This window comes from uncultured Ruminococcus sp. (assembly GCA_902785355.1).
GTDB lineage: Bacteria > Bacillota > Clostridia > Oscillospirales > Acutalibacteraceae > Ruminococcoides.
Map to the genome: position 1 here is coordinate 1 of CACZYF010000018.1, position 15709 is coordinate 15709.

Consider the following 15709-nt stretch of genomic DNA (forward strand, 5'->3'; position numbering starts at 1 on the left):
CGACCGCGAGGAATACAACTTCCAGTGCTTCGGCGTGACCCCCGGCATCAGCCACGTCACCCTGATGTACAACACCGCTGACGATGTACAGGTCCCCGTCAAGCTCAACCTTTTCGTCGACAACGACCTCAACGTTACCGTACTTCCCAACGCTTGATTCGTTTTTCATCAGAAACTCCTATAAACAAGGCACGGCAGATCATTGTCGTGCCTTGTGTCTTTCCTACAAAAAGCAAATCCGGTCCTTATATGGTTTACACAAAAAATAATTCTTCTCTTTATTTCAGCTCCGTTATATGATAAACTGATTATATAACGGAGCTGAAAGTCGGCAGAAGGCGCAACGCCTATGACCGCGGCTTATAAGGACTTTACCGAAGATCAGTTCTATCAAGGCGATAATATCGACATCTATTTCTCGGATAACCTCGGTTAGTCTAAGATTGACGCCTACTGCTCCGAAGGACACAACAAGGCGAAGAACGGTACCTGACCGGGTCAGGCGATGTAGGAACACGAAACAAACAAATACAGAGAAAATATCTACAAGATCTCTGTCCCCGCAGAAAATACACTTATCAGCCTCCTTCGGGAGGCTGCCCTCTTAGGTGAAGCTCATGAACCATCGGCTCTTATACCGTTTTGCGGCAGTCGCCGACATCCATATCGATCTTGAAAACGGCGGTAAAAGCACCTACTTTATCCATGCGGAAAGGAACCTTCGCCGTGCGTTGGAGATCATAAAGCTGCATGACTGCGACTTCATCATCAGCGCGGGCGATCAAGTAACAAACGCCTCGGGCGCTGAGGAAGAATGGCGCCGCTACCGCCGAATCATCGATGAATCGGGTTACGACGGGCTCACGCTGGAGGCGATGGGCAATCACGAAACACGCAGCGCAAAATACGGCTTGAACACGCTCGAGGACTGCCAGCGCGACTTCATCCGTTATACAAAGCTCGACGAAAAGCCAATTACCCGCCCGGCGGGCAAGACCTACTATGAATATGCCGAGCCGAACAGCGGCGACGTGTTCCTGTTTCTCTCACTTGAGAACGGCGTGAGCACCAACGAGATCGACAACTTCTCCGCCGATCAGATGGATTGGGTTGAACAGCGGCTGATGATCTGCCGTCGGGAGAAGCGACGGGTATTTCTCGTTCAGCACGCGAACGTGTACGGTTCAGGCGTGGGCGATGACAAAGACCGCCCCGCCTACGCGGGAGCGCTGAGGACACATGATAAGAACGGTCAACCCTTTGTGAACAATCTTCGATTTTATAACCTGATGTATGGATATCCCGAAGTCATTTGGCTCTCGGGACATACGCACATTGATCTGCGCGATCGGCTGAACTATGCCGATCGTCCCTGTCACATGCTGCATATCCCCTCGCTCGCGGGCAGTACGCGAATCGTGTCCGACCGCGGCGGCGGGCATGTTCTCGACCGAACCTTCACCGGTGATAACGCACAGGGATATATCGTTGAGGTTTATCATGACCGCGCGGTATTCACGGGGATCGATTTTCTGACCGATACTCGCTATCCCGACTTTACCTATACTGTAGAAGCTCGGTTGAGATTACTACAGGGCGCATTTTAATTTGTCATTGCGAGGAGGAACACGGTTCCGACGCGGCAATCTCAACCTCAGCCTTGCGCCCCTCGCTATGACTATTATAATCGGTTGGTCGCTTTGCTCCATTTATACAATCCCTCACCCGCTCCCGCGGGAGCTCCCTTTACCAAAGGGAGCCTCTGCTCTTCGCAATAACTATCATCAAGAAAGGTGTCATCATGATTAAGCGAATCACCGTATTCAACGCTGTTTTACTTGCGTTTACACTGTTATTCACAATATCCGCGGGGGCGTTCTCCGATCCGTCGGGAAAGAATGACGCGGTTCGCCATCAAGCGGCGGTAAGCTTATCCCCTGCCGCAGAGAGCTACTACATCGGCAACTATACATACGATAATCTTCTGACGTTATCAGGTGCAAAGGACGCTTCCACCGGTTATACCGCCATGCAGAATAATCCGCTGTTCGACCATCTGCACGAGCTGATGAGCACGACCCACACAACCTACACTTCCTACTCCGGCTACAAAAAAGGCTCGCTGGCGTATTACTGGCCGTTTACCGATACGCAGGCGGGCGAGGACAACTACCTGATGTTCTACTCCGATGTATCGGGCAACAACGCGAACGTAAAGCTCAACCGCGAGCATATCTGGCCGAAAAGCCGCGCCTCCTATCAGGAGAAAAACGGCGGCGCCGATCTACACCACCTGCGCCCTTCGGTAGACTCGCTTAACCGTGCGAAGAGCGACCGTCTGTTTGGTTACATCAACGGCACCTACAGCGCGGGCTATACAGAGGGAGAGGTACTCGGAAACACCTGCTATTGGGTCAACAAGGACGATGATCTCTTCGAATGCAAGGACGATGTCAAGGGCGACGTCGCACGGATCCTACTGTATGTCTACTGCCGCTGGGAACAGCCGAATCTGTACACGGATATCGAAAGCGACCAACTTCCAATTCCCGACCCGGACGACAAGAGCAACAGCGGTAAGAGGGTCATCGAAAGCCTCGACACCCTGCTGGAATGGTGTGAAAACGACCCTGTCGACACGTGGGAGCTCAAGCGAAACGACCTCACACAGGAGATACAAGGCAATCGCAACGTTTTTATCGACTATCCGGAGCTTGCTTGGCGGATGTTCGGACGCGATATACCTGTACACATTAACACGCCGACCCATATCGGATGCACCCACCGCTTCACAGAGATCGAACGAGATGAGGCGTCCTGCCTGCATGACGGATGTTATCTGCTGCGATGCGAGAACTGCGGCGAGGTTCAGGAAAGGCGGCTGGCATCACTCGGTCACCATGATGAGAACGGCGACGGGCTTTGCGACCTATGCTCAAAAGCACCCGGGTCGATCATGCTAGGTGACGCGGACAGCGACGGAAAAATCACGCCGATGGACGGCACGCTGATCCAGCTGTACTTTGCCGAGCTTAAAAACGAATCGGCGATCTCGACGGACGCGGCGAGGGTCTCGGGCGGGAAGCTTGACATCACCGACGCGACCCTGATCGCGCGGTATCTCGCACAGATCGATACCCCCTACCCTATCGGGGAGATCATCGGTTAATACTAAATTAGCGAGACTGTCGCGGTGACAGCCTCGCTTTTTCATATCAAATGATTCAATTGATTATCGGATACCGTACTTCTCGATGATGAAGTCCAAATCCTTGTCGCCTCTGCCGGAGAGGTTGATCAGCACCGAGCCGTGACCCATGGTCTTAGCAAGCTTCATACCGTAAGCGACGGCGTGAGAGCTCTCGATGGCGGGGATGATACCCTCCAGACGAGAGAGCTTATAGAACGCGTCGACTGTCTCCTCATCGTCGATCAGGTCGTACTTGACCCTGCCGATGTCGTGCAGAAATGCGTGCTCGGGACCGGAGGACGGATAGTCCAAGCCGCTCGCGATGGAATAAACGGGAGCGGGATCACCGTTCTCATCCTTGAGCATGATGCTGTTGAAGCCGTGCATGACGCCCTCGGTACCGTACTGCAGAGACGCGGCATGGTCGCCGAGCTTCGCGCCGCGTCCGAGCGGCTCAACGCCGTAGATATCGACGGGATCGTTGAGGAAGCCCGCGAACAGACCCGCCGCGTTACTGCCGCCGCCGACACAGGCGACGATCGCGTTTGGCAGATGACCGGTCATATCAATAAACTGCTCGCGCGCCTCGATACCGACAACGCTCTGGAAGTCACGCACCATCATCGGGAAGGGGTGCGGTCCCAAAACCGAGCCAATACAGTAGATCGCGTCGTTATACTCCTTACTGTAGGCGTCAAAGGCAGCGTCAACGGCTTCTTTCAGCGTTTGCAAACCGTGGGTGACCTCAACGACGTTCGCGCCCAGTACCTTCATACGGGCGACGTTGGGAGCCTGCTTCTTGATATCGACGGCACCCATATAGATATCACATTCCAAGCCGAAATAAGCGGCGGCGGTCGCCAGCGCTACGCCATGCTGACCCGCGCCGGTCTCGGCGATGACCTTCTTCTTACCCATGTACTTCGCGAGCAGCGCTTCACCCATACAGTGGTTGAGCTTATGCGCGCCGGAATGGTTCAGATCCTCACGCTTGGCATAGAGCTGAACCCTGCCGCCCAGTGCGTCGGACAGGCGCTCAAGGTGCGAGATAGGGGTCGGACGACCCTGGAACTCCTTACGGATACGTCTGAGCTCGGCGATGAATTTTCGGCTCTGGCAGATGGAATAGTACGCCTGGGTGATCTCCTCCATCGCTTTCTTTAGCTTTTCATCAACAAAGACGCCGCCGTACTTGCCGAAATAGCCGTTCGCGTCGGGATAGTTATTAAAATATGTTTCAAAATCAACGTTGTTCAGTATCATATTTGCCCTCCGTCATACAAAACGTTAACGCTGCTATTATAGCACCGTTTACAGAAGTATGCAAGTAAAAGTGTCGTGATAACCGGTGTTATACCGCATAGATATTCAGATCCCAGCAGGGAATATAAGGATGCTTTCTGAGATAGAACCGATAATCGGGATTGATCTCATGCAATTGAAGGATCAGAGAGAAGAGATCCTCGGTACGGTGATAGGCGGCAAGGTTAAGCTTGGGACGATACTCACACAGAGTTTGCACAGCGCCGCGGAGCATCCTGTGCTCCATCCCTTCGATATCGACCTTGAGGTAGGTAGGCGCGCAGTCGATCAGATCGACCGTAGTCACAGGTACCTCGACCCCGTCGGGATCGTCCAAAACAGGCATGCGGCCGCCTTTCTTGCTGACGGTCATGATACCGACTTTATCCGCGATTCCTACGTGGACAGCAGTTGCATTCTCAATGCCTTCAAGGTGCTCACAAAGTTTTCGGTAATTCCTCGGATTCGGTTCAACAGCGATAATCCGACGCCAGCCGTCGGAATAATGCAGAAATTCGTCCACCGTATCGCCGCGATAGGCGCCGAGATCGAGATAACATTCATTATGCAGACGGAGGATCTTGCGGAACACCTCGTCCTTGTCGCTCTCGATCGCCTGTAAATATTCGAGGCGCCCGGTATAATAAAAGTCCAGCGCGCCCTTGAACACCTCTTTCGACTTATCGTCGGCAAGGAGAGAATAAGCGCGCGTGATATCGTCACGATAGCGGTCGACGAAAGCGTCATCCATTAATACGTCGCCCGCTACGGGAACATTAGGTACCAAGAGCGTGTGACGACTTGCGACTTCATAAACATGAGCCATCACATCGGACAGAGAGCTGCCGAAGCACAGCGCGACGGTAAAATCGCCGAGCTCGCGGATAAAATCGCTCTCTTTCTTCACAATAAAGCCGCGGTAATCCTGATAACGGGCGAAATCATCGCTCGCCATCACGCCTGCGGCGCGAATACCGCGGCGCTCAAACTCGCCGAGCACCTTATCGGCGCCGTTGCCCATACCGTAAAGCACGATCGGCAGCGAGCTCTCTTCCAACGCCGTCCAGACATTGGGGTAATCAAAATCGAATAATCGGGTCATAGTGATAATGTGTTCCATATTACGGTTGACATTGTGAACAGGGGGTATAGCCCTGATCCAGCGCCTCCTTTCGGGAGGTAAAGGAGATACGGTTCTTCTCGTTGATCTCCTTTGCACTGCTGCAGATCGGATCGTGGAAACGTTTACTCTTCACATTGCCGACAAGGTCCAGAGCGGAAGGAACCGTGTTCTTCTCCCCGACGGTATAGGTCGAGCTGTCCGCTTTTGCCTCACCGGATATGGTGATCGTTTTACCGTCTGTCACGGCGATGATACTCCCGAGAATATCGGTACGATACACCTTTGTCCCCAGCAGCGAAAGCCGATCAAGCGTTTCTTGACTCGGATGACCGTAGCTGTTGTGCTTCGCACAGGAGACCACAGCATAGACGGGGTTGACCTCGCGCAAAAAGGACGCAGTGGAAGAATCGGACGAACCGTGGTGTCCGCACTTGTAAACATCCGCGTCAAGATTCTCGTAAGCTGAAAGCATCTCATATTCGCTCTCCCGCTTCGCGTCGCCTGTCAACAGAAACTTTGCGTCGCCGCACTTGACCATGATCACGATAGAAAAATTGTTATCATCCTTATACCCGCTGCCGAGAGGCGCGAGGATGGTAAACGCAGCGTCCCCCAGCTCATAGGTCTCACCCGCCGCGGCATCGATATAATTAATATCCTTATCATGCACAAACTTCAAAAGCTTTGTCCACTCGACGTCGTCGCACTCGGTCTTAGCAGCGATAAAGTTCTCGGTATCATAGGCTTTTATGATACTCCGCATACCTCCGAAGTGATCGGAGTGAGGGTGGGTCACGAGAACGTAGGTCAGTTTATCCACGCCGCTCATCCTCATGATATCTTTGACCGTAGCGCTATATGTGCTTTCACCCGAATCCACCAGCATATATTTACCGCCGGACTCGATCAGCGTACAATCGCCCTGCTCAACATTGATGAAGCGGACAGTCATACCCGAAGGAGGCGTCGACACATCGATCCCCTTCGGCGTACAGGCTCCGTATAAAGCAACTGTTATAACAGCCAGAATCACGCATAATATCTTCTTCATACCAAACCATATCCTTTGATAGTTCCTGTCTATCATAGTACAAATCAATTGATAAAGCAAGTTTAACAGATAAAATTTGACTATCACGGCAAAAAGTGGTAATATAGATTTAAATATAATTATTCTGACAATACCGCAAAGAAGGTTCAAAAATGAGCGCTAATTACAAGGGAAAATACGAGATCGTCACAGCCGACGACAATCTCCCGGGGAAGGTCACACTGTACGAGAAGGCAGGCAGGGATTGCTTCACCAACCGCCACTGGCATAAAAATCTGGAGATCGACTACATCGTACGCGGGTGCATGTGGACAAACATGAACGGCGTCGATAAGGATCTGTACGACGGCGACTATATGCTGATCAACAGTGAAGCCGTACACCAGACCTGCGGTAAGGATCCCGAGGATCGAGTCAAATATCTGGTAGTACTGTTCTCTTACAATTATATCAAAGCATACTTTCCCGACTTTGACCGTTACCGCCTGGATCCGGACAAAAATGAACAGGCGCGCGCACGAGTGCGCGATCTGCTCAAGGCGATCGTCTTTGAGATCGAAAATCCTTCGGAGTTCAGTAAGCTCAAGATCTCCTGTGCCATGTCACAGATTCTGATGCATCTGTTTACCAAATGCCGCGTCGAGCGCGAAACGCCTCTCAGGGATCAGCCCGAGGAAGGGAGTCCCGAGTATATCAACAAAGCCATCGATTATATCCGCACCAACTATCGCGAGCGCATCTCGCTGGAGGATATCAGCTCCTTCGTCGGTCTGACGCCGACCTACTTCTCGCGCTTCTTCAAGGCGAGCACACAAAAGACATTCAAGAATTACCTTAACCTCGTTCGTCTGGAAAATACCCTTATCGACATCCAGCAGAACGGCATGAGCGAGACCCGCGCCTCGCTGGAGAACGGTTTCCCGAGCGTAAAATCATTTATTGCGGTATTCAAGAGCGTGTACAACTGTACCCCCAGCGAATACGTGAAGGTATATCAGGAAGAAGCCCCGATCGCAGAGATCCGCAAGCTCTAACAGATAACTAACGACTAATAAAGGAATTTTCAGGATGAAAGCTACTATTGTCATAGGACATAAGAATCCCGACACCGACTCTATCTGCTCCGCGATCTGTTACGCGGAGTTCAAGTGCCGTACTACAGGTGAGACGTATATTCCCTGCCGTGCGGGCGAGCTCAACGGCGAAACCCGTTATGTGCTGGAGCACTTCGGTGTTGACGAACCGGAGCTGATCGAATCGCTCGAGCCGACGCTTGCCGACGTACAGTACCGCGATACGCCGGGCATCGACGCTCAGCTCTCACTGAAGCGCGCATGGGAGCATATGCGTGACCAGAACATCCAGACCGTTCCGATCCTGACCAAGCGCGGCAAGCTCAGGGGCATCGTCACTCTCGGAGACGAAGCGCGCTTCTACCTCGAGGATCAGGACGCCGATACGCTCTCGAAAGCCAAGACTCCCTACAGCAATATCGCCGATACTCTGCAGGGCGAAGTCGTAGTAGGCGACCCCGAAGCGCTGTTTACCAAAGGCAAGGTCGTTGTCGCAGCCGCGAACCCCGCCATGATGGAGGAGATCATCAGCGAGAACGATATGGTCATCGTCGGTAACCGTCGGGAGAGCCAGCTCTGTGCGCTGGAAGAGAAGGCAGGCTGTATGATCGTCTGCTTAGGCGCAAACGTCACGAAGGATATCTGCCGCCGCGCCGAAGAGTCGGGCTGTACCGTCATCACCTCGCCGCTCGACACCTACACCTGCGCCAAGCTCATCAATCAGGCTGTGCCCGTCGGTTATCTGATGAAGAAAGATAACATCATCAGCTTCCTTCCGGATGATCTTGTCGCTGATGTCAAGACCACCGTATCCAAGCTGCGCATTCGCTACTTCCCTATTCTTACGGGAAATAATAAATATGTCGGGATGATCTCTCAGCGTAACCTGCTCGATTTCGAGCGCCGTCAGGTCATCCTGGTCGACCATAACGAGAAGGGTCAGGCGGTGGACGGCATCCGCTCCGCATCGGTCGTAGAGGTCATCGACCATCACCGTATCGATCCTGTCGAGACCGTCAACCCCATCTACTTCCGCAACCAGCCGCTGGGCTGTACCGCTACCATCATCGCCCTGATGTTCCGTGAAAAGCACATGGAGATCGAGCCCGTAACAGCGGGACTTCTATGTGCTGCGATCCTCTCGGATACGCTGATGTTCCGTTCGCCCACCTGTACGCCCACCGATCGCGAGCTTGCGCTCTCACTTGCAGACATCGCGGGGATCAACGCGGAGGAATTTGCAAAAGGAATGTTTAACGCAGGCTCGCGCCTCGGCAAGAAATCCCCCGACGAGATCTTCCACCTCGACTGCAAGAGCTTCAGTGCGGAGCAGGTGAAGCTGACCGTGTCGCAGGTCACCAGCGTCAGCCGCCGCGAACTCGACAAGGTTCGGGAGCGCCTGCTGCCGTATATGGAGGATCTGCTCCCGAACTCGGGTGCGGATATGCTCTTGCTGATGCTGACCGATATCATCGAAGAAAGCACCGAACTTATATTTGTTGGTCAGGGCGCCAAGGGCGTCGTTCAGGCGGCATTCGACGTCGAAGCCGGTCAGAACAGCGTCATGCTCGAGAAGGTCGTCAGCCGCAAGAAACAGGTCATCGCCCCGCTGATGGCGGCGATTGAGCGTATGTAACGAGGCGTGAAGATGTTTTGGAATAAAAAAAGGAAGCCGCTCAATAAGGCGCTTCTGGACGAATTGAACGCCTATATCGGCGCAAACTACACCGAGCCCGCCGCATTTCGGGCAGCTTATGCGCCAACGGCATGTCCTGCCCCGCCGAGGCACGACGGCTCGGCTTTCAAGAGCAGAGCACACAGCGCCGCTCCCTCAGCTCCGATGGTGCCGATGGCGGCACAGAAAGTATATGAACCCGATCAAGAGGCGATCGTCCTTAAAGACGGCGCCGTCGATGATCTTCGCGAAGCGGTCGGCAGGATCGACGAAAGCTTCAGCGAAATGCTGCTGCGCCTGATCGACGAGCGCGGCATGACCGACGCAGAGTGCTACAAGCGAGCGCACGTCGACCGCAAGCTGTTCTCAAAGATCCGCTCTAATCCGCTCTATAAGCCCAGCAAGCCGACAGCGATCGCCTTTGCGATTGCGCTGAAACTCAATCTGAGCGAGACCGCCGATATGCTGATGAAAGCCGGCTACGCCCTGTCGCACAGCTCAAAATTCGACATCATCATCGAGTATTTCATCAAAAACAGACAGTACGACTTCTTCACCATCAACGAAGCGCTGTATGAATTCGATCAGCCTCTCCTCAACTGAGCAGAATATTATTGACATCACCGCTTTTAAGTGCTAAAATAATAAAGTGTTTATTTGCTTTAACCGTTTGCTTGTGCAAACGTGAAATATGGAATTTGGAGGTATATGTATGAGTATTAAAATCGGAATCTTAGGTTACGGCAATCTAGGCAGAGGCGTCGAAGCGGCGATCAAGATGAACGCCGATATGGAGCTCGTCGCGGTCTACACCCGCCGCGCTCCCGAGAGCCTGAGAATCAACACACCCGGCGTACCGGTACGCTCCGTTACTGAGCTCGAAAAGGGTACAGAACCGATCGACGTACTGGTCATCTGCGGCGGCTCGGCTACCGATCTGCCTGAAATGACCCCGAAGTTCGCAGCGCTTTACAACGTTATCGACAGCTTCGACACCCACGCGCGCATCCCCGAGCATTTTGCGAATGTTGACGCAGCGGCTAAGAGCGCCGGCAAGATCGGCGTGATCTCATCCGGATGGGATCCGGGCATGTTCTCCCTCAACCGCGTGTATGCGAACGCGATCCTACCCTGCGGTCAGGCTTATACCTTCTGGGGCAAGGGCGTCAGCCAGGGTCACTCCGACGCGGTTCGCCGTATCGAGGGCGTTGTTGACGCTCGTCAGTACACCATCCCCGTAGAAGCGGCGCTCGACGCGGTACGCAGCGGCTCGAATCCCGAGCTCACCACCCGCCAGAAGCACACCCGCGAGTGTTTTGTCGTTGCCGAAGAAGGCGCCGACAAGGCGGCGATCGAGAATGCCATCAAGACCATGCCCAACTACTTTGATGAATACGACACCACCGTCCACTTCATCACCATGGAAGAGATGAAGCGCGATCACAGCGGTCTTCCCCACGGCGGCTCCGTCATCTACAGCGGCACCACCAGCGAAGGTACCAAGCATGTCATCGAATACAGCCTCAAGCTCGACTCCAACCCAGAGTTCACCGGTTCTGTGCTGGCGGCATGCGCCAGAGCGGCTTACCGCATGAACAGCGAGGGTATGACCGGCGCAAAAACCGTATTCGACATCGCTCCCGCGTACCTCTCCGCACAGAGCGGCGATGAGCTGAGAGCGCATTTCCTGTAATTTCCATCATCAATCATAATCGGCACGCGCCATCGACCGATGGCGCGTGTTTTTCATAAAGATGTTGCCTTTTATCGATTTAAGTGGTATGATTAGATTTATTATAATAAAAATAATTAGCGAAATGAGGATGTTTATGAAAAGGATCGTTTCCCTGCTCTTATGCCTTTCGATGCTCGCGTCAGTGGCGGTATTCAATACGCTGAGCACCTCTGCCGAAGAGGTCGAAGAGTCCGCCGGACAGGTCTATCAGGTACCACAGATCACGGTCACTACCGAGAACGGCAACGGCCCCGCCCTGCTTAAGGAGGACGGCTACGTCAACGCGCACATCGTCATCACCGACGTCGACGGTTCGGTGCTGGAGGATGACGTGCAGTTCAAGGTACGCGGCAACACGACCGCGATGGGCAGCACCAAGAAAAAACCCTTCACCTTCAAATTTGCCAAGAAGAAAGAGGTCTTAGGCATGGGCAAGGGCAAGAAGTGGGCGCTGATCGCCGACGCATACGATCCCACCCTGCTGCGCAACTACACTGCGCTGCACCTCGCCTCCGATATGGGTCTGCCCTATGTTTCCAAGCAGCGGATCTCCGAGCTGTGGCTCGACGGCTCCTACCGCGGCACCTATACCGTGACCGTCCCTGTCCAGGCGGGCGCGGATCGCATCAATATCGACGATAATTACGACGACAGCAACATCAAGGACTTCCTCGTGGAGATCGAGGCGACCCGCGTAGACGAGGGCACGACCTACTTTACCAGCAACGGTCTGCGCTTTGCGGCACAGGAGCCCGACGAGCCGGACGAGACCCAGCTCGCCTACATCCAAGCTACCATGGATGATATCACCGGCGCCATCATGAACGGTACGCGGGAGGAGATCGAAGCAAAGATTGATATGCCCTCCTTTGTCGCCTACTATGTCTTTAACGAATTTGTCAAGACGGTCGACCTCGACTTCAGCTCCGCGTTCTTCTTCTACAAGGACGGCAAGCTGTACGCAGGTCCTCCGTGGGACTACGACTTTGCTATGGCGGGCGGCAGCCCGACCGCGACTCCCGTCTATCGCAAGGCGGCGCTGACCGACGGGCCGTATGCCAACGACAAGCAGCTGTTCAAATACCTGTGCAAGCAGGATTGGTTCATGGAACAGGCGAATCAGGTCTATCAGGATAACTACTCCCATTTCTACAACGTTGGCCGCGAGGGCGGCTTCCTGGATACGAACGCCGCAGAATACGCCGACGTCTTCAACCGAAACTACACCCAGACCGAGTGGAGGATCACTACACGGTGGATCAACTATGCGGGTCTCCGCCTCCCGACCTATCAGGAAAACCTCGATTTCCTCAAAAACTGGTGCAATGCGCGAATGCTGTGGATGACTGCTTATTTTAAACCGTTCAACGGCGAATACCTGATCGGGGACGCAGACGGTAACTCGGAAGTGGATATTATCGATGCAACGATCATCCAGCGAATCCAGGCGCTGTCTATGCCGGATGAGGATGGCATGATCAGTCTGAGAGGCGATATAGAGCTCGACGGACTGGACGTTACCGACGCAACATGGATCCAGAAGTACGACGCTATGATAGAGATTCCGTATCAGATCGGCGTACCGCGAACTTACGAAGAAAACAAAGATAATTAACAACAAGCTAAACGCTCCTCTGACGAATAATCTCGTTAGAGGAGCGTTTTCTTACGGTCGGAAGCTTTATCTTCGGTACAGATCAGCCGGCATTTGCAAACTGCTGATTCCACATCGGAACGCTATGAGGCAATGATGCCGCACCGGTAACATACGGTTCGGTCTCGCTTGCGATCATCTGCATCTGTGCATAGAGCTGTTCAACCTCGGGCTTGATCTTCTTCTTTTCGATTTTGGTGGCGATCATATTTGCCATCAGCATAACGGGAACAACCAGCGCCAGCGCCAACGGAAGGATAGCGAACCCGAACAATCCAATCGTGCTGAAGGCAATCAAAAGAGCCAGTGCAGCTGGAATACAACAAAGAACATAAAACAGCGGCTTGCGTTTGTCAACGGATGCTTCCAGCTCAAGGATCTTGGCGGCGAGCGACGTAAACTGATCATAGTTCTGCTTTAAGATCGGGTAGTTGGGGTGATTCCTATCACGCTCGAAGGTCAACTTAACATAATGCTGCTTCTCGATAAAGGAGTAGGTGTGGCCGGTTCCCGCATAGGTGTTGCCGTAAACATGGGTGGTGGAGGTGTTGATCTCCTGGCTGCTTTTCAACGTCCAGCCCATCTGCTGATGCATGTTGATGGTGGTCTGCTCTCTGGAGGGATGCTCGGTAAAGGATATCGCCTCGGGTGAGGGAGCATAGTATCCGACGCTGCCCGCAATATTGTTCGGCGCATACTGAGGCGTGTTGTACCCTGCTGCAAATGTATCAACAGGTGCATAGGTCTGATTGTTTACCGCAGGCTGCATCATCCGGGTACCGCAATAAGGGCATGCGTTGGTATTGTTGGTGATTTCTTTTCCGCAATTTTGACAAAACATAGTTTACTCTCCTTTGTTATAGATCAGCATCTCTTGATCATCAAGAAGCTTGCCAAGAATATTTTTTCTTTTTTCGACGTCGTTCAACTATATAGTGTCGGAAAAGCCGGAAACTGTTGCATCATTTTTTAAAAATTTTCAAAAAAATTAACAGCCCTTGAAAATGATACTTAGTATAACCTATCACGGGCTGTTAGAACCGTTTATTCAGCTTTTTTCTTTGAAAAGCGCACATTAATCAGCACAACCGAGAGAAATACCAACGCAACGCCGAGATAACCGAACGGGAATGCGATCGGCTCGCGGAAGATGACCGCACCTACTATCGTCGCCACAACCGGCTCGACTGTCGCGATGATGGACGCGGTGCTGGAGGCGATGTACTTAAGCCCCAGCGTATAGAACGTATAGGGTAAAACGCAGGATACCAGCGCAAACAATACCGCGTAACCGATACTGCCTATATCGGCGGTAACAACTGCCCACACGGGGCGAACATCCGTCACGGCAACGGACACAACCGCAGCGAAAATGAAGGTATAGAGCGTCACGGTAAACGGCTCATAGCCTCGGTTGAGCGCAAAGCGCGAGAAGATCGAGTACAGCGCGTAGCATACGCCCGAACCGAGTCCGAACAGGAAACCCGCGAGGGTAACGGTCAGATTACCGCCGATCACCCCCGTCGTCATGGCGCAGCCGAGCACCGCGAGGATCAGCGAGATCACCTTCGGGATCGTCAGCTTCTCCTTGAAGAAGATCAGAGAGAAGATCATGACGAACGCGGGCGCGGTATAGAGCAACACCGCCGCCACCGAAAGAGAACTCAGCTCAATCGAAGTAAAATAGCAGTAGGTAAATATCCCGACACTGATCACGCCCGAGCCGAGGAAGATCCACAGATCGCGCAGCCTGATCTTGAACAGCTTTCGGTTATATATCAGTACAAAAAGCGAGAAGATCACCGCCGCGAGGACGATACGAATCACGACCGTCTGCATAGAGCTGAGCCCCAGCGCGTTGTAATGCCGTACAAAAATGCCGATGCAGCCCCACAGGATGCCCGCGAGGAGCACCGGAATAAACGCGAGCTTTTTCATCTCTTCGCCTCCATAAATTCCCGGATCGGCATTTTTTCCTGCGCACATGCGAGCAGGAGCTTCATATACGCGCATTCGGGCGCGATATCATACAACGGAATCGCACCCATCGCGAGTGCCTCGGCGGTAGTCGCGTAGATCTTTCTGTTAGATCGCAGGGAAGCGAGGAACAGCGGCGTTTCACCGAGAGAATCAATAAAACGTTCAGCCGCCAAGCTGTCGAGGGTCGCGCTGTGGTACAGCGTGTGCAAAACCGCCTTCACCCCATCTATACTGAACCGTGAATAATCCTGCAGCGGATAGGGATGGATCAGCAGAACGTTGTCGCGGATAAGCGGAAGCCTTTCACGGTCGAATACAGCGGGTAGCCGCTGCGTAATCGACTTCCTTACGGTTCGGAAAGAGCCGTCATAAACGGCATAAGCACCGTGAAAGCCGTAAAAATCATCAGACATATCCGCCTGACGGATATCAGTCGCCTCGTGAATATACATCACGCCGTCACTGTTACGATACGGAACATAAACGCCCGCGATCCCCTGTCGGATCAGCTCAACAGCGCAGGAAAAGTTCGCTTCACCGTTGCTGCGCGGATCGGTCAGGATCATGTTGGTCGCGACAATGCAGACAGGCACGCCTATATCGGCGCATAAAAGCCCTATAAAGGCGGATAAATACGCAAGATTATCGCTGCCCGCTGTGATGATCACGCCGTCAAAGCGGGAATAATCCGTCGTCAGCAGTACTTCGGCAAGAATTGTCAGATCATCTGCCGAGAGGCGTTCACTGAGAATATTCAGCGGGTTTATCGTATCAAATTTTACATCCGGATACTCTGCCGCGTATCGTTCGGCAACAGGACAGCCTCCCCCGCGGATGACGTCGATGCTGCTGCCGTCAAAGTCAGAACCGATCGTACCGCCGGTGGCAATAACGAGAATCTTCATATACCTCTCCTATACAAATGC

12 protein-coding genes and 1 pseudogene are annotated in these 15709 nt (G+C 53.1%); 7 read left to right on the forward strand and 6 right to left on the reverse strand.

Annotation, left to right across the window (positions count from 1 at the left end; genetic code table 11):
* Nucleotides 1-617 precede the first annotated feature (617 nt).
* Nucleotides 618-1607: a metallophosphoesterase gene (locus R2I50_RS05735; protein WP_316608203.1), complete on the forward strand. Its 990-nt coding sequence runs from the start codon at nt 618-620 to the stop codon at nt 1605-1607.
* A gap of 194 nt (nt 1608-1801) precedes the next feature.
* Nucleotides 1802-3169, forward strand: a complete 1368-nt coding sequence (locus R2I50_RS05740; RefSeq protein WP_316608204.1) for an endonuclease — start codon at nt 1802-1804, stop codon at nt 3167-3169.
* Between the two features lie 63 nt (nt 3170-3232).
* Here R2I50_RS05740 and trpB read toward each other — a convergent pair whose 3' ends face one another.
* The 3 genes from trpB to R2I50_RS05755 form a co-directional block, all read right to left on the reverse strand.
* Nucleotides 3233-4453, reverse strand: coding sequence for a tryptophan synthase subunit beta (gene trpB, locus R2I50_RS05745; protein ID WP_316608205.1), 1221 nt, complete (start codon nt 4451-4453; stop codon nt 3233-3235).
* A gap of 88 nt (nt 4454-4541) precedes the next feature.
* Nucleotides 4542-5594, reverse strand: coding sequence for an FkbM family methyltransferase (locus tag R2I50_RS05750; RefSeq protein WP_316608206.1), 1053 nt, complete (start codon nt 5592-5594; stop codon nt 4542-4544).
* A gap of 19 nt (nt 5595-5613) precedes the next feature.
* Entirely contained in the window at nt 5614-6666 is a 1053-nt protein-coding gene (locus R2I50_RS05755) for a ComEC/Rec2 family competence protein (RefSeq protein ID WP_316608207.1), read from the reverse strand.
* Nucleotides 6667-6818: 152 nt separating this feature from the next.
* Here R2I50_RS05755 and R2I50_RS05760 point away from each other — a divergent pair, with 152 nt between their 5' ends.
* From R2I50_RS05760 to R2I50_RS05780, 5 genes and pseudogenes are all read left to right on the forward strand, one after another.
* Nucleotides 6819-7700: an AraC family transcriptional regulator gene (locus tag R2I50_RS05760; RefSeq protein WP_316608208.1), complete on the forward strand. Its 882-nt coding sequence runs from the start codon at nt 6819-6821 to the stop codon at nt 7698-7700.
* Nucleotides 7701-7734: 34 nt separating this feature from the next.
* A complete protein-coding gene (locus R2I50_RS05765) occupies nt 7735-9375 on the forward strand; it encodes a putative manganese-dependent inorganic diphosphatase (protein WP_316608209.1) in 1641 nt (546 codons plus the stop codon).
* Nucleotides 9376-9663: 288 nt separating this feature from the next.
* Nucleotides 9664-10017, forward strand: a pseudogene (locus R2I50_RS05770) (RNase III inhibitor); the annotation flags it as partial.
* 109 nt (nt 10018-10126) lie between these two features.
* Nucleotides 10127-11107 (forward strand): diaminopimelate dehydrogenase, encoded by a 981-nt coding sequence (locus tag R2I50_RS05775; protein ID WP_316608210.1) that lies wholly within the window; start codon nt 10127-10129, stop codon nt 11105-11107.
* 136 nt (nt 11108-11243) lie between these two features.
* Nucleotides 11244-12764 (forward strand): CotH kinase family protein, encoded by a 1521-nt coding sequence (locus R2I50_RS05780; protein WP_316608211.1) that lies wholly within the window; start codon nt 11244-11246, stop codon nt 12762-12764.
* A gap of 82 nt (nt 12765-12846) precedes the next feature.
* Here the strand turns inward: R2I50_RS05780 and R2I50_RS05785 are convergent, their stop codons facing one another.
* From R2I50_RS05785 to R2I50_RS05795, 3 genes are all read right to left on the reverse strand, one after another.
* The gene (locus tag R2I50_RS05785; RefSeq protein WP_316608212.1) at nt 12847-13644 is read right to left on the reverse strand and encodes a zinc ribbon domain-containing protein; all 798 of its coding nucleotides are present in this window, start codon (nt 13642-13644) and stop codon (nt 12847-12849) included.
* Nucleotides 13645-13847: 203 nt separating this feature from the next.
* Complete coding sequence (locus R2I50_RS05790; protein ID WP_316608213.1) at nt 13848-14741, reverse strand: EamA family transporter; 894 nt, start codon at nt 14739-14741, stop codon at nt 13848-13850.
* Nucleotides 14738-15688, reverse strand: a complete 951-nt coding sequence (locus R2I50_RS05795) for an asparaginase domain-containing protein (protein WP_316608214.1) — start codon at nt 15686-15688, stop codon at nt 14738-14740. Before R2I50_RS05795 ends, R2I50_RS05790 begins: the two co-directional genes overlap by 4 nt.
* Nucleotides 15689-15709: the final 21 nt, after the last annotated feature.